This is a genomic window from Terrabacter sp. GCM10028922 (assembly GCF_042666095.1).
Lineage (GTDB): Bacteria > Actinomycetota > Actinomycetes > Actinomycetales > Dermatophilaceae > Terrabacter.
The window spans coordinates 272,776-292,824 of the sequence record NZ_JBHTFG010000032.1 but is presented as its reverse complement, the minus strand read 5'-3'; the positions used below and the strand labels follow the sequence as shown (position 1 = coordinate 292,824).

At 70.9% G+C, this 20,049-nt stretch carries 17 protein-coding genes and 1 pseudogene; 17 read left to right on the top strand and 1 reads right to left on the bottom strand.

Annotation, left to right across the window (positions count from 1 at the left end; all coding sequences use genetic code 11):
* The first annotated feature begins 130 nt into the window (after nucleotides 1-130).
* The 10 genes and pseudogenes from paaK to ACFQU3_RS21665 form a co-directional block, all read left to right on the top strand.
* Entirely contained in the window at nucleotides 131-1,444 is a 1,314-nt protein-coding gene (gene paaK / locus ACFQU3_RS21710) for a phenylacetate--CoA ligase PaaK (RefSeq protein WP_385913684.1), read from the top strand.
* Nucleotides 1,445-1,567: 123 nt separating this feature from the next.
* On the top strand, nucleotides 1,568-1,996 hold the full coding sequence (locus ACFQU3_RS21705) for a nitroreductase/quinone reductase family protein (RefSeq protein WP_385913682.1): 429 nt from the start codon (nucleotides 1,568-1,570) through the stop codon (nucleotides 1,994-1,996).
* Nucleotides 1,997-2,254: 258 nt separating this feature from the next.
* On the top strand, nucleotides 2,255-3,742 hold the full coding sequence (locus ACFQU3_RS21700; protein WP_385913680.1) for a sodium:solute symporter: 1,488 nt from the start codon (nucleotides 2,255-2,257) through the stop codon (nucleotides 3,740-3,742).
* 134 nt (nucleotides 3,743-3,876) lie between these two features.
* Complete coding sequence (locus ACFQU3_RS21695) at nucleotides 3,877-4,449, top strand: RNA polymerase sigma factor (RefSeq protein WP_385913678.1); 573 nt, start codon at nucleotides 3,877-3,879, stop codon at nucleotides 4,447-4,449.
* Nucleotides 4,446-4,721 (top strand): hypothetical protein, encoded by a 276-nt coding sequence (locus ACFQU3_RS21690; protein WP_385913676.1) that lies wholly within the window; start codon nucleotides 4,446-4,448, stop codon nucleotides 4,719-4,721. Before ACFQU3_RS21695 ends, ACFQU3_RS21690 begins: the two co-directional genes overlap by 4 nt.
* Nucleotides 4,722-4,943: 222 nt before the next feature.
* A complete protein-coding gene (locus ACFQU3_RS21685) occupies nucleotides 4,944-5,477 on the top strand; it encodes a RidA family protein (RefSeq protein ID WP_385913674.1) in 534 nt (177 codons plus the stop codon).
* Nucleotides 5,478-5,516: 39 nt separating this feature from the next.
* Nucleotides 5,517-6,944, top strand: coding sequence for an aminotransferase class V-fold PLP-dependent enzyme (locus ACFQU3_RS21680; RefSeq protein ID WP_385913672.1), 1,428 nt, complete (start codon nucleotides 5,517-5,519; stop codon nucleotides 6,942-6,944).
* Nucleotides 6,945-7,009: 65 nt separating this feature from the next.
* Nucleotides 7,010-9,250, top strand: a complete 2,241-nt coding sequence (locus tag ACFQU3_RS21675; RefSeq protein ID WP_385913670.1) for a carbon starvation CstA family protein — start codon at nucleotides 7,010-7,012, stop codon at nucleotides 9,248-9,250.
* Complete coding sequence (locus tag ACFQU3_RS21670) at nucleotides 9,208-9,480, top strand: YbdD/YjiX family protein (protein WP_385913668.1); 273 nt, start codon at nucleotides 9,208-9,210, stop codon at nucleotides 9,478-9,480. The genes ACFQU3_RS21675 and ACFQU3_RS21670 overlap by 43 nt, the downstream gene beginning before the upstream one ends.
* A gap of 321 nt (nucleotides 9,481-9,801) precedes the next feature.
* A pseudogene (locus tag ACFQU3_RS21665) lies at nucleotides 9,802-10,605 on the top strand (SDR family NAD(P)-dependent oxidoreductase); the annotation flags it as partial.
* 48 nt (nucleotides 10,606-10,653) lie between these two features.
* Here the strand turns inward: ACFQU3_RS21665 and ACFQU3_RS21660 are convergent.
* Nucleotides 10,654-11,034: a GntR family transcriptional regulator gene (locus tag ACFQU3_RS21660; protein WP_385913666.1), complete on the bottom strand. Its 381-nt coding sequence runs from the start codon at nucleotides 11,032-11,034 to the stop codon at nucleotides 10,654-10,656.
* A 144-nt stretch (nucleotides 11,035-11,178) separates the two neighbouring features.
* Between ACFQU3_RS21660 and ACFQU3_RS21655 the strand changes: the two genes are divergently transcribed.
* Genes ACFQU3_RS21655 through galE form a run of 7 tightly spaced genes read left to right on the top strand, consistent with a single transcriptional unit; the run spans nucleotide 11,179 to nucleotide 19,689 of the window.
* Nucleotides 11,179-12,657: a cytochrome ubiquinol oxidase subunit I gene (locus ACFQU3_RS21655; RefSeq protein ID WP_385913664.1), complete on the top strand. Its 1,479-nt coding sequence runs from the start codon at nucleotides 11,179-11,181 to the stop codon at nucleotides 12,655-12,657.
* Between the two features lie 16 nt (nucleotides 12,658-12,673).
* The gene (cydB, locus tag ACFQU3_RS21650) at nucleotides 12,674-13,723 is read left to right on the top strand and encodes a cytochrome d ubiquinol oxidase subunit II (RefSeq protein ID WP_385913662.1); all 1,050 of its coding nucleotides are present in this window, start codon (nucleotides 12,674-12,676) and stop codon (nucleotides 13,721-13,723) included.
* An 18-nt stretch (nucleotides 13,724-13,741) separates the two neighbouring features.
* Nucleotides 13,742-15,478: a thiol reductant ABC exporter subunit CydD gene (gene cydD / locus ACFQU3_RS21645; protein ID WP_385913660.1), complete on the top strand. Its 1,737-nt coding sequence runs from the start codon at nucleotides 13,742-13,744 to the stop codon at nucleotides 15,476-15,478.
* A complete protein-coding gene (gene cydC / locus ACFQU3_RS21640) occupies nucleotides 15,475-17,274 on the top strand; it encodes a thiol reductant ABC exporter subunit CydC (protein ID WP_385913658.1) in 1,800 nt (599 codons plus the stop codon). The genes cydD and cydC overlap by 4 nt, the downstream gene beginning before the upstream one ends.
* Before the next feature lie 11 nt (nucleotides 17,275-17,285).
* Nucleotides 17,286-17,717 carry a BlaI/MecI/CopY family transcriptional regulator gene (locus tag ACFQU3_RS21635; protein WP_385913656.1) on the top strand — a complete coding sequence of 144 codons (432 nt, stop codon included), beginning with the start codon at nucleotides 17,286-17,288 and terminating at the stop codon, nucleotides 17,715-17,717.
* Nucleotides 17,718-17,720: 3 nt separating this feature from the next.
* Nucleotides 17,721-18,614, top strand: a complete 894-nt coding sequence (locus ACFQU3_RS21630; RefSeq protein WP_385913654.1) for a M56 family metallopeptidase — start codon at nucleotides 17,721-17,723, stop codon at nucleotides 18,612-18,614.
* A 52-nt stretch (nucleotides 18,615-18,666) separates the two neighbouring features.
* Nucleotides 18,667-19,689 (top strand): UDP-glucose 4-epimerase GalE, encoded by a 1,023-nt coding sequence (gene galE, locus ACFQU3_RS21625; RefSeq protein ID WP_385913652.1) that lies wholly within the window; start codon nucleotides 18,667-18,669, stop codon nucleotides 19,687-19,689.
* Nucleotides 19,690-20,049 lie beyond the last annotated feature (360 nt).

Sequence of the window (20,049 nt, the reverse complement as noted above, 5' to 3'; positions counted from 1 at the left end):
CTCTGGACGCCGGATGGCACGTCGCCTGCCTCATGACGACAAATCTTCACCTCGAGTCTCCACCTTCTCGCGGGGAAGGGAAGGGCCCGCCTGCGCTGTGCCGCTCGAGCGCAAGAGCAGAATGGGCGGCATGACGCCGGAGTCACGCACGCCCGCCCTGCCCGATCACGAGATCCCGACCATGGAGCTCGCCGAGCTGCGGGGCACCCAGCTCGAGCGGCTCCAGCGGACGGTGCGGGCGGCATACGGCAACGTCGAGCACTACCGGGCGGCCTTCGACGCCAAGGGGTTCCACCCCGACGACCTCCGGTCGCTCGACGACGTCAGCCGTCTGCCGTTCACGACGAAGGCGGACCTGCGGGCCAACTACCCGTTCGGGATGTTCGCCGTCCCGCGCGAGCAGGTCGTGCGCGTCCACGCGAGCTCGGGCACGACCGGGCGGCCGACGGTGGTCGGCTACACGAAGGCCGACATCGACACGTGGGCCGACCTGATGGCCCGGTCGATCCGTCTCGCAGGGGGCCACCCGGGGGACGTCGTGCACGTCGCGTACGGCTACGGGCTCTTCACCGGCGGGCTCGGCGCGCACTACGGCGTCGAGAGGCTGGGTGCGACCGTCGTGCCCGCGAGCGGCGGCATGACCGAACGGCAGGTGCAGCTGATCCGCGACTTCCAGCCGCGCGTCATCATGGTGACGCCGAGCTACTTCCTCAGCCTGATCGACGAGATGGAGCGCGAGGGCATCGACCCCGCCTCGACCAGCCTGCAGGTCGGCATCTTCGGCGCCGAGCCGTGGACCGAGTCGATGCGCCGGGAGATCGAGCGACGCACCGGCATGGACGCGGTCGACATCTACGGGCTCTCCGAGGTGATGGGTCCCGGCGTGGCCCAGGAGGCCGCCACGACGAAGGACGGACTGCACGTCTGGGAGGACCACTTCTACCCCGAGATCATCGACCCCCTCACCGACGAGGTGCTGCCCGACGGCCAGGTCGGCGAGCTCGTCCTCACCTCCCTGACGAAGCAAGCGATGCCCGTGATCCGCTACCGCACAAGGGATCTCACGCGTCTGCTGCCCGGCACTGCCATACCGTCGATGCGCCGGATCGAGAAGATCACCGGGCGCACCGACGACATGATGATCATCCGTGGTGTCAACGTCTTCCCGACGCAGATCGAGGAGCACGTGCTCGCCGAGCCGCGGCTGTCGCCGTACTTCCAGTGCGTGCTGAGGCAGCCTGACCGCCTGGTCGAGCTGACCGTCCTCGTCGAACCGCTGTCGCAGCTGCCCGCCGGCGAGGCCGATGCCATCGCACGCACCCTCGAGGCGACCATCAAGGCGCGCATCGGCACGACCTGCCGCGTCGAGGTCCGTGAGCCGGGGTCGATCGAACGCTCGATCGGCAAGGCGCGACGCATCGTCGACGAGCGTCCCGAGGCCTGACCGCTCGCGCGGCCGAGAACGTATGCCGGCTTGCGCGGTTCGCTGGCCGGCACCGTCGGGTGGTGCTTGACTCGGAAGCGACCGAGGGCTTGAGGTTCGAGCGAGAGGAACATCATGGCGTCGATGGCCGAGCGTCTCTGGCGGGCCGGCACCAAGGCGGCCGTCTGGGTCTACCGCCGAACCGGTGGGAGGGTCGGCGGCAAGGCCAAAGGTGGCAGCCCGGTGCTGCTGCTCACCGTGCCCGGCCGGAAGTCCGGCGTCCCGCACACCGTGCCGGTCGCGTACGTGCAGCACGACGGCGCCTACTACCTCGCTGCCTCAGCCGGCGGGGCGCCCACCGAGCCGCAGTGGATCCGCAACCTGCGCGCGACGCACTCGGCGACGATCGAGGTGGGCTCGACGAAGCACCCCGTCGAGGTCGAGGTGCTCCGCGGCGCCGAGCGCGACACCGCGTGGAATGACGTCATCGTCGCCGCCTACCCCTTCTTCGCCGACTACGAGACGAAGTCCGGGCGGAAGATCGCCGTCGCCCGGGTGACACCGACGGCCTGAGCCCTGCCGGTCGGGTGACATCTGCCGTGGCCGCCGGCTCTCGGGTGCTGGCCCGTCGGGGGGCCCGGAGGGCCGTTTCAGGGCGCGCTGATCCGCCGCCGTGGCCTCTTCTCACGTGGTGGAACTGCCCTTGTTCGTGTGCGTGTCGCGGTGGTTGTGTCCGGTTTCGGTGACCGCGCCGGAGGCTCCGGTACTACGTGGTTGCGCAGTGTCGCGATTCGGTTGACAGCCATCGCGAGCCGCCGAGACGGAGGTGCCATGCGGTACGGGACCGCACTCGCGGGAGCAGTCGTCGTCGCGGCGGCCTCGTTCGTCGCGGTGGCCCGGCCGCATCGGCAGGCGGTGGGGCGTGGCAGGTCCACGACCGACCTCGACGACTGGGCGCTCGCGGGTCGGGCCAACGGCGGGCTGATCCTGTGGTGCGTCCTCGGCGGGACGATCTTCACCGCGTACACGTTCCTCGCGGTCCCCGGCGTCGTCCACAGCTCTGGCGGAGTCGGCTTCTACGCTCTCGCGTACACCACGATCGTCTTCCCGCTGGCTCTACTCGTCCTCCCACGTCTGACCGGCATCGCTCGGCGTCACGGCTACGTCAGCGGCGCCGACCTCATCCGGGGCTCGTACCGTTCGCCGGGCCTTGCCCTCGCCGTGGCCCTGACCGGCATCCTCGCGACGATGCCCTACATCGCCCTGCAGCTCGTGGGGCTCCGCGCCGTCCTCGCCGCGCTGGGCCTCGAGCTCCACGGTCTCGGCAGTGACCTGGCCCTCGTCGCCATCTTCGCCGTCCTCGCGCTGTCGACCTACCGGCACGGGCTGGCGGCCCCGACCCCGGTCGCGGTGCTCAAGGCCGTCCTCGTCATCCTCGCCGCCGCCACGCTCATCGTCCTCGTCTCCCGGCAGCACTCGTGGTCCACGATCGCCGCGTCGGCGCAGGCGGCGCTCGAGGACCGTGCCCTGACGCTCTGGCCACCTCCGGAGCACGGGCTGGCCTATGCCAGCCTGGCCGTGGGGTCGGCGCTCGCGCTGTTCGCTTTCCCCCATGTCCTCATGGTCGCCCTCTCGGCTCGCAGTGAGCGCACGGTGGCGGTCACGCTCCCGGCGATGCTGGGGTGGACGCTCCTTCTCGGCGTCTTCGCCGTCATGGGTGTCGTCGCTGCCGCCGTCGGCATCGAGGTGCCGTCGGGGCGCTCGGACCTCGCCATCCCCCTGCTCATCGAGCGGCTCGCCAGCCCGTGGCTTGCAGGGCTGCTGCTCGGGGTCATCGCCGTGGCCGCCCTCGTGCCCGCCGCCGTCATGTCGATCGGGGTGGCCACCCTCTTCGCCCGCAACGTCTACGTCGAGTACGTCAACCGCGGCGCGAGCAGTGCGCACGAGGTGAAGGTGGCGCGGCTCATGTCGCTGCTCGTCAAGCTGGGCGCCCTCGGCTTCGCGCTCGGGTTCCAGAACCAGAGCGCGATCCATCTCCATCTGCTCGGCGCAGCCTGGGTGCTGCAGACCCTCCCGCCCCTGCTGCTCACCCTGGCTCCGCGCCGCCCCGGCCGCACGGCCCTGCTGTCGGGGTGGGCCGTCGGCATGGTGAGCAGCACGGCGATGGTCACCCTGGGCGGCTTCTCCCCGACGGTGGACGTTCCCGGCGCCGGACCGGTCTATGCCGGCGTCGCCGCCCTCACGCTCAACATCGTCACGGTGTGGGCGGTCGAGGCCGGCGGACGCGTCCTGTGGTCCGAAAGCCGGGTGCGTCCATGAACCTGCGACCCGCGACCCGTGCCGGGCGGGAGCTGCGCCGGGACCCGTCGCCTCCGCAGTCCTCCTCGGATCCCTCCGCCTCGTCGGATCCCTCAGCCCCCTCGGCGGCCTCGGCCGACTCGACTCGCGGAGTAGTGGCGCAGGCCGACCACGTCGACCTGCGCGACATCGACCGGGAGGCCGCGATGGCCGCACTCTTCGACACGCACCACCTGCAGCTGACACGGCTGGCGCTCCTGCTCGGAGCAGGACACGACGCGGAGGACCTCGTCTCCGAGGCGTTCTGCGAGCTGCACCGCCGGTGGAGCCGGCTGCGTGACCCCAACTCCGCACCGGCGTACCTGCGCAGCACCGTCACGAACCTCGCCCGCATGCGTATCCGCAAGCTCGAGGTACGGCGACGGCACGCGCACACCGAGGCCGGCGACCTCGAGCGTGCCACCGTGGAGTCCGCGGAGAGCCTCGCGCTGCTCAAGGACGACCAACAGCGCGTCATCGACGCGCTCCAGACGCTGTCCACCCGCCAGCGCGAGGCTCTTGTCCTACGCTATTGGCTGGGCCTGAAGGAGACCGAGATCGCGGAAGCCCTCGGTATCAGCACCGGAGCCGTCAAGTCACACGTCTTCCGTGGCATGGGCGCCCTGACGGCCCGGTTGGAGCCGCAGTCGGAAGAGTGGTCGAAAGAGCGGACGGAGGGACAGCCATGACCGACCACACGATGGACGAGCGCCTGGCCGAGTCCCTGCGCGCCTTCGCCTCACAGACCACGTCCTCGCCCGACGCATACGCCCGAGCGAAGCAGGAGTGGCAGCGCCGCGACCGCCGCCGGCGCCTCGTCATGGTCGCCGTCGCCGGCGTGCTCATCGCCGCTGCCGACGTGGTCGGCCTGTGGGCGCTGCACGCCAGCGAGCAGACGCCCACGCCGGCGCCGTCATCGACCACGCCGCCCGCCGTCAGCAGGGTCGTCATCCTTCCGTAGGGCCGCGGTCCACGCGTTCGGGATCGAGCACACGGCCGCTCGACGCCACCCTCCCAGCGGTCCCCAGTTCGGCGGCATTCACCGCGTCCCGTGAATTTCCCTGCCGTTCAATGAGGCTCGTGTAAACCTTCTGCTCGACGTGCGCAACCTCCATGTGACCCCGACGACGCAGTCGCGCGCCGCGGCGGTCAACAGACCCAGTCGTCCGAGAGCAGAGGACCCATGTCGCCCCACTCGAGCACGCCCATCCACCGCCTCCCCCGTACGCTCACCGCCGCCCTCGCGGCCGGACTCGCCGGGGCCGCCTTCGCCTGGGGCACCCAGAGCGGCGTGGCCAGTCCGGCTGAGCCCCTCGCATCCGCCGAGCCGACCACACAACACCGCGTGATCGCCTCCCCCGAGGCTCCGGCCGCGATCGGGCCCTACTCACAGGCCATCGCCGCCGGCAACCAGCTGTTCCTGTCCGGCCAGCTGCCCATCGACCCGGCGACGGGCCAGATTCCCGCCGGGTCGCGCATCGAGGACCAGACCCGGCAGGTGCTGAAGAACCTCTCAGCGGTGCTCGAAGCAAACGAGATGACCCTGTCGAACATCGTGAGCACCACCGTGTACCTGTCCGACCTCGACGACTTCGCCGCGTTCAACGCGGCCTACGCGGAGTTCTTCCCGCAGGCTCCGCCAGCCCGGGCGACGGTCGAGGTGGCTCGGGTGCCCCGGGACGCCAAGGTCGAGATCGCCGCCATCGCCGTTCGCTGAGCTGTCCACCGGAATCCATTGGAACCAAAGGAGATACTCATGACCAACGTCCTCAACACCTCACACGCCTCCCGTCGCGGCATCCTGCGGCTGATCGGCGCCGGAACCTTCACCGCCGCGACAGGCGGCCTCGGCCTGATCGGATCGTCCCCCGCGTCAGCAGCGTCGGCCACGACGGCCTCCACGGCTCGTGGCGCCGCCGCGGTCCCTCTCGCCGGTGACCCCACCTTCTGGCAGCAGGTCGAGAGACAGTTCGTGCTCGACAAGAACGTGCTGTTCATGAACGTCGGTACCGTCGGCTCCCCGCCGAGGTCCGTGCTGCAGACCCTCGAGGACACCAACCTGCGGGTCGCCGTCGCCGCGGAGTCGGGCTACAGCTCGTTCGACGACGTCCGCGCGTTGGCGGCATCCGGGCTGGGCTGTGACGTGGACGAGATGGCGATCACCCACAACACGAGCGACGGCATGGCCAAGATCCTCGCCGGCCTCGAGCTCGCCGAGGGCGACGAGATCCTCACGACGAACCACGAGCACTCGGGCGGCAACTCGCCGATGCAGCAGCTCCGTGACCGCAAGGGGGTCGTCCTGCGCCGGGTCGCGCTGCCCGTCGGCAACGCGCAGCGCGCCGAGGACTACGTCGAGCTCTTCCGGCAGGCCATCACGTCGCGGACCAAGGTCATGCTGTTCTCGGCACCGACGTACAAGACCGGCACGATGCTCCCGATCCGGATGCTCGTAGAGCTCGCCCAGGAGCACGGCCTCGTGACGGTCGTCGACGGCGCCCACGTCCCGGGGATGATGAACTACTCGATGCACGAGCTCGGGGTCGACTTCTTCGCGGGCTCGGCCGCCAAGTGGCAGTGCGGTCCCGGTGGCACGGGTGTGCTCTACGTCCGCAACAAGGTCGACGCGCGCTACAACCCGAACCCGCTGCCCGCGTTCTGGCCCACGATCACGAGCAGCTACCCCGACGCCGGGCTGCCACCGCGGACGACCAACGCGACGGCGTCCTACGACATGGGTCGCTACCTCACGTCGGTCGGCAACGGCAGCATCGCCCTGCAGGCCGGCGTCAAGCAGGTCATGACGATGTGGGACACGATCGGCCGGCAGCGCATCGAGGACCACGTCCTCGGCCTGTCCGCGCACCTCAAGGAGCTCATCGCCGAGCGGTGGGGCGTCGAGCGCCTGTACTCGCCCAAGGACGACCCCCGCCTGGTCTGCGCGCTGACGTCGTTCAACCCGTTCGCGAACGCAGCGGACGTCACCACCCAGGCGAAGTCCGTCGAGTTCGTCTCGCGGATGAGGTCCGAGCACTCCATCGTCATCCGCAACGTCGACTTCCCGGTCATCGGCGCGAGCAGCTCGCACTGGGCGGTTCGTGTGTCGACGCATCTGTTCCACCAGCACGACGACGTCGAGCGTGTCGTCGACGCGATGTGGAAGCTCTCCCGGGCGATGGCCTGAGCCTCCGGCCGACGGGCCCTGCACCAGCCAAACCCCTCCACCGAGACCCCGATGAGGAATACCCAATGAGCACAACCCTGCCCGACCAGCACTCACGGCCCCCGGCGGCGGTCGACCCAGAGGTCGCCGACCAGCACGACCGGCGATGGACGCCGCGCAAGATCCTCGGCTGGAGCGCCGTCGCCGCGCTGGGCGCCGTCGCGTGGTCGATGATCGCGATCTTCCGCGGGGAGACGATCAACGCCATCTGGTTCGTCTTCGCGGCCGTCAGCACCTACCTGATCGCGTTCCGGTTCTACGCGAAGTACATCGAGCGTCGCGTCGCCCAGCCCGACGACACCCGGGCGACGCCTGCCGAGACCAAGGACAACGGCAGGGACTTCATGCCGACGGACCGCAGGGTGCTCTTCGGTCACCACTTCGCCGCCATCGCCGGTGCCGGGCCGCTCGTCGGCCCGGTCCTGGCCGCCCAGATGGGTTACCTGCCCGGCACCCTGTGGATCATCGTCGGCGTCGTCCTCGCGGGCGCCGTGCAGGACTACCTCGTCATGTTCTTCTCGATGCGGCGTGGCGGCCGCTCGCTCGGCCAGATGGCGCGGGAGGAGCTCGGCGTGGTCGGCGGGACCGCGGCCCTCATCGCAACGCTCACCATCATGATCATCATCACCGCGATCCTCGCGCTCGTCGTCGTCAACGCGTTGGGCGAATCTGCTTGGGGCGTCTACTCCGTCGGCCTCACCCTGCCCATCGCGCTCTTCATGGGCGTCTACCTTCGGTTCATCCGGCCGGGCAAGGTCATGGAGGTCTCCGTCATCGGCTTCGGGCTCCTGATGTTCGCCATCATCTCCGGCCGCTGGGTCGCCGAGTCCGCATGGGGCGCCTCGTTCTTCCACCTCGACCGCACGAGCATCGCGTGGATGATCATCGTCTACGGCTTCATCGCCGCGGTCCTGCCGGTGTGGCTCCTGCTCGCACCGCGCGACTACCTGTCGACGTTCATGAAGATCGGCGTCATCGTCCTGCTCGCGGTCGCGATCGTCGTGGTCCAGCCCACGATCACCGTGCCGGCCATCTCGGAGTTCGCCAGCCGCGACAACGGACCGGTCGTGCCCGGCTCGCTCTTCCCGTTCCTCTTCGTCACGATCGCGTGCGGCGCGTTGTCCGGCTTCCACGCGCTCATCTCGTCGGGCACGACGCCCAAGCTCGTCGAGAAGGAGCGGCAGACCCGGTTCCTCGGCTACGGCGGCATGCTCATGGAGTCGTTCGTGGCGATCATGGCGCTCGTCGCCGCGATCAGCATCGACCGTGGGATCTACTTCGCCATGAACGCGTCCCCCGCCGCGACCGGTGGCACGGTCGAGGGTGCCGTGGCGTTCGTCAACTCGCTCGGGCTCTCCGGCGTGAACCTCACTCCGGACGCTCTGACGACGTTGGCGCACAACGTGGGCGAGGAGTCCGTGGTCTCACGCACGGGCGGGGCGCCGACGCTTGCCGTCGGTATCGCCACGGTCCTGCACCAGTGGTTCGGCGGCACCGCGCTGATGGGCTTCTGGTACCACTTCGCGATCATGTTCGAGGCGCTCTTCATCCTCACCGCCGTCGACGCCGGGACGCGCGTGGCCCGGTTCATGCTCCAGGACACCGTCGGCAACGTCATCCCGCGGTTCAAGGACACGTCCTGGACCCTCGGCGCCTGGATCTGCACTGCCGTCATGGTCGCCGGGTGGGGCTACATCCTCGTCCTCGGTGTCACCGACCCGCTCGGCGGGATCAACACGTTCTTCCCGCTCTTCGGGATCGCGAACCAGCTGCTCGCCGTCATCGCGCTCTCCGTCGTCATGGCGATCGTCGCGCGGCGCGGCAGCTTCCGGCACCTGTGGGTGGTCGTGCTCCCCCTGGGCTTCGCCGCCGTCGTCACGGTGACCGCGTCGATGTTCAAGATCTTCTCGCCGGTGCCCGCGGTCGGGTACTGGGCCCAGAACGAGGCGTTCCGCACCGCGCTGGCGGAGGGAAGGACGAGCTTCGGCACGGCCAAGTCGGTCGAGGCCATGGAAGCGGTCGTGCGCAACACGACGGTCCAGGGCACCCTCTCGGTCGTCTTCGTCGTCCTCACCCTGATCGTGCTCGTCGCAGCGATCGTCACCAGCGTCAGGGCTGCCCGCGGACATCGCGGTGTCGACACCGAGGACCCCCGTGTGGAGTCCCGGATCTTCGCCCCCGCGGGCCTCGTCCCGACGCCACACGAGCGCGAGCTCCAGGCCGAGTGGGACGAGATCGCCCCACGTATGCCGTCCGGGCGCCACTGACCGTGGCGCCGACCAGTCGGTCCCTCCTGTCGCGGCTCGCCTCAGCCGGCATCCGTGGCTTCCGGGGCGGGACGGCATACCTTCGCGCAGTCATGGGGGCTGACGCCTACGACCGGTACCGCGCACACCTGACCCGGCACCACCCCGGCGCCCGGCCACTCGGGGAGCGCGAGTTCTGGCGCGAGCACCTGGACTGGCAGGACCGTCACCCACAGGGTCGCTGCTGCTGACGTCACGACCGGGGGTGGCCGACGGAGCACGTCGGCCACCCCCAGTCGCTCGGCGGGCCGACCGGTCTGCGCCTCCCTCGGCGACGAGCACCGCGCCGATGTCCATCGCTGCCGGGCTGCACGCACACCCGCCTTCGCTACTCGTGTTTGTGGGACTGCGTTCCGGGCTGCGGGTCGCTGGTCTGAGTTGTGTGACGGTGGGCGGTGGCCGACCAGCTGGCCAGGAGCGTCAGCGCATCCTCGCTGCATGACCCGGGCTCGGCGGTGTAGACGAGGAGGCTCTGTCCGGGGTCCGCCGGCAGCGGGAAGGGGGCCGGCCGTGGGCTGGGCGTCGACATCGCCAGAGCGGCCCTGGCTGCAGGTCAAGCGGTGGTCGCCGCCGCACGCAGGACCGACACCGTCACCGCCGCGCTGGGCGAGCACGACGACCTGCTGGCCGTCGCCCTCGACGTCACGGATCCCGTCGCCGCGAGCGCAGCCGTCGAGGCCGCCGTCGAGCGGTTCGGCGGTATCGACGTGCTGGTCAACAATGCCGGAAACTTCAAGGCCGGGTTCTTCGAGGAGATCGCTCCGGTGGACTTCCGGGCGCGGATCAAGACCACCCTCTACGGCCCGGTCAATCTCACCCGCGCCGTCCTGCCGCAGCTGCGGGCTCAGCGGTCCGGCCTGGTGACGACCATCTCCTCCACCGCCGGCATCAGCGCGGCCGGTGACTTCATGACGGCGTACGCCGCTTCCAAGTTCGGCGTCGAGGGATTCATGGAGAGCCTGACCTCAGAGGTCGCACCGTTCGGGATCCGCACCATGGTCGTCGAGCCCGGCTTCTTCCGCACCGAGCTGCTCACCCCGCAGTCCACCCAGTTTGCGGTGCCCTCGATCGACGACTACGCCGACCGCACCGCCGCGACGGTGGCGGCATGGCAGGGCGTGGACGGCCAGCAGGCTGGTGACCCTGCCAAGCTCGCCACGGCTCTGGTGCACCTGGCCGGACGGGACGAGCCGCCGCTGCGCTTCGTCGCCGGCGCCGACGCGGTGGAGGCAGTGGAGGACAAGGCCAGGCTGCTGCTCGCCCAGGCCGACGCCCACCGCGAGCTGTCCTCGTCACTGGCGCACGACAACGCCTGATCGAGCGGATCTCAGGGCAGAGCTTCCCTGCCGGTGGCCGCGCACCACTCAGGAGGACCGGGAGGATTGCCGCAGGGCCGATCGAACGAGCTCGATGGCCGCGGCGTCGTCGATCCCCGCCGCCCGTGCCGCCACGGCGAACCTCGTGGCCAGGGCCGCGACGGCGACGTCGGCCGTGTGCTCGCCGGACGCGACGACCGTGCCCGCGCGGCGGCGGGTCTCGACGAGACCGCTCGCCTCGAGCTCCTTGAACGCCCGGGCCACCGTGTTGACCGCCAGACCCAGGTCGGCGGCCAGCGCACGCACCGTCGGGAGCCGGTCACCCGGGAGCAGGTGACCCGCGGCGATGAGCGCGGCGAGCTGGGCGCGTACCTGCTCGAAAGGCGCCTCGTGCGAGTGCGCGTCGACGGTGATGGGCAGGTCGGCCATCCCGCGATTGACCCACCGGGCCGGGGCGCTGTCAACGCGGCGCGCGGCCGCGCGAAAGCCGCCGGCACCCCGGTGCGCAGCATCCACTACAGTCTGTAGTATCTACTACGACATGTAGTTCCACTGACCCCTCGGGGAGCCTCCATGGATGCAACGGACCTGGCGAGATGGCAGTTCGCCATCACGACCGTCTACCACTACCTCTTCGTCCCCATCACGATCGGCATGTCCGCCATCGTCGCGGTCTTCCACACCGCGTGGGTCCGCACCCGCAATGAGCAGTGGCTGCGGCTCGCCAAGTTCTTCGGCAAGCTCTTCCTCATCAACTTCGCGCTCGGGCTGGTCACGGGCATCGTGCAGGAGTTCCAGTTCGGGATGAACTGGAGCGACTACTCGCGCTTCGTCGGTGACATCTTCGGCGCCCCGCTGGCCATCGAGGCTCTGCTCGCCTTCTTCCTCGAGTCGACCTTCCTCGGCCTCTGGATCTTCGGCTGGGGACGCATCCCCGAGACGCTCCACGCCGCGACGATGTGGGTGGTCCACATCGGGACGGTGCTCTCGGCGTACTTCATCCTCGCCGCGAACTCCTTCATGCAGCACCCCGTCGGCTATACGTACAACCGGGCGACCGGGCGGGCGGAGCTCACCGACTTCATCGCCGTCCTGACGAACAAGGTCCAGCTCGTCACCTTCCCGCACGTCGTCCTCGCGGCGTACATGACCGGGGCTGCGGTCGTCATGGGCGTCGCCCTGTGGCTCATGCGTCGCGAGGCGCAACGAGCCGACGACGACGCGCAGCCAGTCGAGCGCACGGACGCGCCGATGTACAGACGGGCCGCCAGGATCGGCGCGCTCGTCACCCTCGTCGCCGCCATCGGCGTGACCGTCACCGGCGACGTGCAGGGCAAGATCATGACCGAGGTACAGCCGATGAAGATGGCGGCCGCCGAGGCGCTCTACGAGTCGGTGCCCGCGGGCGAGGGAGCACCGTTCTCCGTGTTGACGATCGGCTCGCTCGACGGGTCGCACGCGAACGCGCTCATCGAGGTTCCGGGCCTACTCAGCTTCCTCGCGACGGGCGACGTCGACGGCGCCGTGCAGGGCATCAACGACCTCAAGGCGGCCTACGCCGAGACGTACGGCGCGAGCGGCAACCCCCTCGTCGCCGACCCCGACACGGCATACGTCCCGAACATCCCGACCACGTACTGGACGTTCCGTCTCATGGTCGGGCTGGGCATGGCCGGCGCAGCGGTCTCGCTCGCCGTCCTGTGGCTGACACGGCGGGGACGCACCCCGTCGTCGCGGTGGCTTGCGTATGCCGCCGTGGCCACTCCGTTCCTCCCGCTCTTCGCCAACAGCTTCGGCTGGATCTTCACCGAGGTCGGTCGTCAGCCCTGGGTCGTCTTCGGCCTCATGACCACAGCATCCGGCGTCTCACCGGGCGTCTCGATCGGCGAGGTCATCACCTCGATGACCGTCTTCACCCTGCTCTACGGCGCCCTGGCCGTCGTCGAGGTCAAGCTCTTCCTGCACTACGTCCGCAAGGGCGCCGAGCCCTTCGAGCAGCCGCAGGATCCCGCCGATCGGGACGAGGACGCCCCCCTCGTCTTCGCCTACTGAAAGGGGTTGCGTCGCCATGGATCTCGCTACCGTCTGGTTCATCATCCTCGGTGTCCTGTGGACGGGGTACTTCGTTCTCGAGGGTTTCGACTTCGGCGTCGGCATGTTGCTGCCCGTGCTCGGGGGCCGGCGTCACGCGGCCGACGCCATGGACGCCGAGAAGCGCCGCCGCGTCCTGCTCAACACCATCGGTCCCGTCTGGGACGGCAACGAGGTGTGGGTGCTGACCGCCGGAGGCGCGACCTTCGCAGCCTTCCCCCACTGGTACGCGACGCTGTTCAGCGGCTTCTACCTGCCGCTGCTCGTCATCCTCGTCGCCCTCATCGTGCGCAACCTCGGGTTCGAGTACCGCCACAAGCGGCCGGAGGCCCAGTGGAAGGCGCGCTGGGACCTCGCGATCTTCTGGGGTTCGGTGCTGCCGGCATTCCTCTGGGGTGTCGCGCTGACGAACATCGTGCGCGGCGTGCCGATCGACGCCGACAAGGAGTTCACCGGCAACGTCCTCACCCTGCTCAACCCGGCCGGGCTCCTCGGCGGCCTCGTCTTCGTGACCCTATTCCTCACGCACGGCGCGATCTTCGTGGCACTCAAGACCGACGGGGACATCCGTCACGAGGCGCGCCTCATCGCCCAGCGCGTGGGCGCGGTCGCGGCCGTGCTCGCCGTCGTGCTGCTCGTCTGGATCGGGCTCGCCGACGGCAAGGCCGCCTCCTGGGCCACAACCGGCGTCGCGGCCGTCGCCCTCCTCGGAGCACTCGCCGCGAACCGGGCCGGACGCGAGGGCTGGGCGTTCCTCGGCACGGCCGTCACCATTGCGATGGCCGTCGCGACGTACTTCCTCACGATGTTCCCCAACGTCATGCCGAGCTCGACCAACCCGGCGTGGAGCCTCACGGTCGACAACGCGTCGAGCACGGACTACACCCTCAAGGTCATGACGGTTGTGGCGCTCGTCTTCACCCCGATCGTCGTGATCTACCAGGGCTGGACGTACTGGGTCTTCCGGAAGCGCTTGGGCACCAATCACATTCCCGAGGACGCCCCGCTCGAGCCAGCGTCACGCTGACGACGGACCGGTGACCCGATGAAGCCCTTCGACCCGCGACTCCTCCGGACGGCGCCAGCCGTCCGGAGGCCGGTAGCCGTCCTCGCGGCCACCGGCGTGGCCAGCGGGATCGCCACGATCGCAACGGCGTTCGCGCTCTCGGCCGTCGTCGTCGCGGTCGTCGCGGGCAGCGGCCTCACCACCCCGCTGGCGTGGCTGCTCGGCCTGTTCTCGGTCCGCGCCGTCATGGCGGCCACGACGGAGTGGGTCGCGGCGTGGGCCGGTGTCTCCGTCTCCTCGGCACTCCGGGCGGCGTTGCTGCGCCGGTGGGGCTCCGTCGACGCCGACTCACGCCTCGACCCCGGCGCGGCCGTGTCGCTCGCGACGTCCGGCACCGCGGCGGTCGAGCCGTATGCCGCCCGCTACCTCCCGACGCTGGTGCACGCGGCCGTCGTGCCGGCTCTCGCGGTCGGCACGCTCGCGGTCGTCGACTGGCCGAGCGCGCTCGTCGTCGTGCTGACCCTGCCGCTGCTGCCGCTCTTCGCCGCGCTCATCGGGCGCGCCACGCAGGACTCGACCGAGCGCCGGTGGGCCGCACTCGCGACGCTGTCGGGCCACTTCCTCGACGTCGTCCGCGGCCTGCCGACCCTCGTCACGTACGGCCGCGCCCGTCGCCAGGTCGACACGGTGCGCGAGGTCAGCGAGCGACACCGGCGGGCCACGATGGAGACGCTGCGGATCGCGTTCCTGTCGTCAGCCGCGCTCGAGCTGCTGGCCACGATCTCGGTCGCGATCGTGGCCGTCACCGTCGGCCTGCGCCTGTCACACGGGTCGATGGACCTCGGTCCCGCGCTCGTCGCGATCCTGCTCGCGCCAGAGGCGTACTGGCCGGTGCGCCGGGTCGGAGCCGAGTACCACGCGGCGGCCGACGGTGCCGTTGCGCTCGACGCGGTCCTCGCCCACCTCGCCCCCGCCCCCGTCGCCGCCGCAGCCCCCTTGGGCGCGAACGAGTCGTTCGGTGCCGAGCGCGGTGGTGCACCGGCGCGTTCGGGGTCGAACGACTCGTTCGGTGCTGGGGGGTCGGGCCGGGGGGCGCCTTGGACGGTGCGGGTCAGCAGGGCCACGTACGCGTATGCCGGGTCGTCCGTTCCCGTCCTGCGTGACCTCGACCTGGTGGCCGGGCCCGGCCTCACCGTCGTCACCGGGCCGTCCGGCATGGGCAAGTCCACGCTGCTCGACTTGCTCGCCGGCCTGCGGCGCCCGGACGAGGGCGCGGTCACCGCGCCGCCCGCGCACTACGTCACGCAGCGGCCGTTCCTCGCGACCGGGTCGATCCGCGACGCCCTCACCATCGGTCATGCCGCCACGGACGAGCAGCTGTGGGCGGCACTGCGCGCGGTCGAGGTCGACGGCGCCGTCGCCGGGCTCCCCGGCGGGCTCTCTGCCGATCTCGGCGACGACGGGTTCGGGCTCTCGGCCGGCCAGCGCCAGCGACTCGCGCTCGCCCGGGCCTGGCTCGCACCCGAGACCCTGCTGCTCCTCGACGAGCCGACCGCCCACCTGGACCCTGAGGGAGCCGAGCACCTCGCCGCGGTCATCGCCGAGCTCGCCGAGCGTCGCGTCGTCGTCGCGGTGACACACCGGGACGAGCTGCTCGCCCACGCGGACCAACACGTCGTGCTCACGGCTCCCGACTCGCTCGTGGAGGCGGCGGTCGCGGGGCCCGCGCGCGGCTCGACGTCACCTCGAACGAACGGACGGGAGGCGGCGCAGTGAACGACAAGGCGCCTGTCGAGACGACCACGGCTCCCCCGCAACTGGCTGGCCCAGCTCGCGCCACTGCCCGGGCCCGACGCGTCTGGTGGCCGTCGTCCGGCACCGTCCGCGGCGGCCTGCTCGGTGGCGTCGCCACGGCCTCCGGCATGGCTCTGACGGCCACGTCGGGATGGCTCATCGTCCGAGCCTCCGAGCGGCCCGTCATCCTGACCCTGCTCACCGCGATCGTGGCGGTGCGGGCCTTCGGCATGGCGCGTCCGGTCTTCCGCTACTGGGAACGGCTGACGAGCCACGACGCGGCCCTCGCCCTGCTCGCCGAGCGGCGCACCGCCGCCTACGAGGCGCTCGTCCCGCTCACACCGGCGCGGCTCGGGAGGCGTCGGCGCTCCGACGTGCTGACCGGGGTCGTCGACGACCTCACGGACGTCGTCGACGCGCAGGTGCGGGTGACGGTGCCGGTCATCTCGACCGCCGTCGCCGGTGGTCTCGCGATCGCCCTGACGATGGCCTTCGCGATGCCCGTCGGGCTCGTCCTGCTCGCCCTCGGGGTCGTCGTGTGCCTCGTCAGCGGACTGGCTGTCCGGCTCGAGTCCCGTTCGCTGGCAAGCCTGCTCGCTGCCCGCGCCGAGGTGAACAGGGTCAGCGAGCTCATGGCGAGCCAGGCGGACGAGCTGCGGGCCGTCGGCGGTTGGACGACCGCGCTCGGCTGGCTCGATGGGGCCCACGCGACCCTGGACCGCGTCACCCGGCGGATCGCGGTCGGACGCGCAGTCGCCTCCTCCCTCTTCCTCGTCGCGGTCGGTGCTGCCGTCGCCGCGACCGCCGTCATCGCCCAGGGCCTCGCGGTGTCGACGCCGGTCAAGGCGCTGCTCGTCCTCACGCCCGTGGCGGTCTCGGAGGCCATCACTCCGCTCGTCGACGCCATGCGGGCGCTGGCCCGGGCGCGAGCGAGCGAGCGGCGCATCGACGACCTGCTCGACCTGAGGCCCACCGTCGCCGGTGCGGCCGAGCGGGACCGCGAGGACACCCCGGCCACGCAACCTGGCCACCCGGCATACGGCGGCATCGACGTCGGGGCTCGGGGGCTGACGGCGTCCTGGACCGGCGAGCGCACCGACCTCGACCCGACCGACCTCGACGTGCCCGCCGGCAGCAGCGTCGTGGTGACCGGCCCCAACGGCAGCGGCAAGTCGACCCTGCTCGCGGTCCTCGCCCGGCACCTCGACCCGACATCCGGCACGTACCGTCTCGGCGACACCGATACGCTGGACCTGCCTGTGGCACAAGCGCGGTCACGCATCGCGGTGGTCGACGACGAGACCCACGTCTTCGCCACCACCCTGCGCAACAACCTCACCCTGGCGCTGCCAGACGCCGACGACCGGGCCGTCGAGCACGCACTCACCGCAGCCGGGCTCGGCCCGCTCCTCGCGGCCCTCCCCGACGGCCTCGACACGACGCTCGGCTCGACCGGTCGCGGGCTGTCGGGAGGCGAGCGCGCCCGCCTCGGGATCGCCCGCGCGCACCTGAGCGGCCGCCCGCTCGTGCTCCTCGACGAGCCCGTCGCGCACCTCGACCCCCCGACCGCGCGCGCCGTCCTCGAGGACCTCACGAGGTCGGCCACGGGCACCCACCGGCCCGACCGAACGATCATCATGGTGACCCACCGCGACGACGGGGCCGAGCTCTTCGACCGTGTCGTCGAGGTGCGGCGCCGGCCATCGGGGACGATGGCACCCACCGCGGACGCCGAGACGGACGACCGCATGCACGAAGCCGACCACCCGGGTCGTTAGATTGGAACACCATGCCCAGCACACCCCGCAACCGCCTCGGCGACCTCGAACGCGCCGTCATGGAAGAGCTCTGGGCCACCGCGGAGGCCCACCCCGAGGGACGCACCGTCCGTGAGGTCCACGACGCCATCGGGGTCGAGCGGGGGCTCGCCTACACGACCCTCATGACCGTGCTCGACCGGATGGCGAAGAAGGACCTCGTCCGGCGCGAGCGCGACGGCCGCGCCTGGCGCTACACCGCCGCCTCGACCCGCGCCGAGCTGACGTCGGAGTCGCTGCACCACACCCTCGGCGAGCTCGCCGGGGACACCCGGCGGTCGGCTTTGCTGCACTTCCTCGACGAGTCGACCCCGGAGGAGATCGACGAGCTCAAGGCCGCCCTCGCCGAGCTCGAGGCCCGCCGGCCCGGCGCTGGTCCCGACGCCACTCGCGGCAAAGGCTGAGCCGTGCTCGTCGTCGCGGCGCTCGTCGTCCTGGCGGGCCTGCTCGCCTGGCCTGTGCCGCGCGTCCTCGCCCGGGCGACGGGGCTGCGCAAGGCCCCGCGGGCTGCGCTCGTGCTCTGGCAGTCGACCGCGGTCGCCGCCGTGCTCGCCGCGCTCCTCGCGGCACCCGCTGCCGTGCCCGCGCTCATCGGCCGCCAGGTCCGGCTCTCGGAGCACTGGGTCGTCGTCGGGGTCGCGGCCGCCCTGAGCGCCGTCGTCGCCGCCAGGCTGCTCCTGTCCGGCGACCGGGTGGGACGCAACCTGCGGGCCGCCCGACGCCGACACCGCGAGCTGGTGGACCTGCTCGGTGACCCGCGCGACGGCGACCACCGGACTCGGGTGCTCGAGCACACGACTCCGACGGCATACTGCGTGCCCGGCGTCCACCGCCGCGTCGTGCTCACCCAGGGCACCATCGACCGGCTCGCCCCCGACGAGCTCGACGCGGTCCTCGCCCACGAACGCGCCCACCTCGCCGCCCGCCACGACCTCGTCATGGAGTTCTTCACCGTCGTCCACGAGGCCGTGCCCCGGTTCGTGCGCTGCGACGCCGCGCTGCGCGAGGTCCACCTGCTCATCGAGGTCCTCGCCGACCGCGCGGCCGTCCGGGGCGCGGGAGTCCTCAGCACCGGGCGGGCGATCGTCGCCATGGCAGGCGGCCCGAAGCCCGCCGGCACGATGGCCATGCGCGAGAGCACCGCCGACGCCAGGGCACGCATCGAGCTGCTCGACGCCGAGCGCGTCGCCGGCCTGCCCGTCCCCCTCGCTGCCGCCGCGATGTATGCCGTGTCGGTCGCCATCCTCGCCGCTCCCCTCGCGCTGTTCGCCCTCGCGATCACCGAGCTGAGGCTCGTCTGACGGGCGGACGCGGGCTGATCCGGTCGGGGCCGCCCTCGATAGGGTGGGCGCCATGCGCGTACTCGTCAGCGGCGGCGCCGGTTACATCGGCTCGCACACCGTGGTCCAGCTCGTCGCCGCCGGGCACGACGTCCTCATCGTCGACAACTTCGCCAACAGCAAGCCGACGGTGGTCAACCGGCTCGAGGCACTGACCGACACGCACCTGCCGGTGCACTCGTTCGACCTGCGCGACCACGACAAGACCGAGCACCTCTTCGCCCACGAGCACATCGACGCCGTCATCCACTTCGCCGGGCTGAAGGCCGTCGGTGAGAGCGTCGAGCTGCCGCTCGAGTACTACGAGAACAACCTCGTGTCGACCTTCTCGCTCGTGCGTGCGATGCGCCGCCACGGCGTGACCAAGCTCGTCTTCAGCTCCTCGGCCACGGTCTACGGCCACAACCCACCGCCGCTGACCGAGGACATGACGACCGCCGCCACCAACCCGTACGGCTGGACGAAGGTGATGATCGAGCAGATCCTGCGCGACGTCGCCGCCGCCGACCCGTCGCTGCGCATCGCGCTGCTGCGCTACTTCAACCCGGTCGGGGCGCACGCGAGCGGCACGATCGGCGAGGACCCGCAGGGCATCCCCAACAACCTCATGCCGTTCATCGCCCAGGTCGCGGTCGGCCGCCGCGAGAAGCTCCTCGTCTTCGGCGACGACTACCCGACGCCCGACGGGACGCCGCTGCGCGACTACATCCACGTCGAGGACCTCGCCGCCGGCCACCTGGCCGCCCTGACCAAGCTCGGCCAGGTCGACGACCCGGTCTCCACGTGGAACCTCGGCACCGGTCACGGCACGAGCGTGCTCGAGGTGCTCCACGCGTTCGAGCGGGCCGTCGGTCGTGAGCTGCCCTACGAGGTGGTCGGTCGCCGCGCCGGTGACCTGCCCGAGTCGTTCGCCGACCCATCACGCGCCAATGCCGAGCTCGGCTGGCGCGCCGAGAAGACCATGGACGACATGTGCGTCGACCAGTGGCGTTGGCAGAGCGCGAACCCGACCGGCTACCCCGACTCGGACTCCTGACCCCGGACGCACCCTGCCACCCCCGTCGAGTGGGCACTTTGGACCCGCCAGGCCCGGTGGAAACTGCCCACTCGACTTAACGGGACGAGCCGGGCCTATGCCGGGGCGGGTGGAAACTGCCCACTCGACTTAGCGGGAGGACCGGGGCGTATGCCGTGATGGTGGGAACTGCCCACTCGATGGTCGAGTGGGCACTTTGCACCCGCCAGGTCCGGTGGAAACTGCCCACTCGACTTAGCGGGAGGACCGGGGCGTATGCCGTGATGGTGGGAAGTGCCCACTCGATGGTCGAGTGGGCACTTTGCACCGCGAGGCTGGGTGGAAACTGCCCACTCGACGTTGGGGGGAAACGGCGGGTCG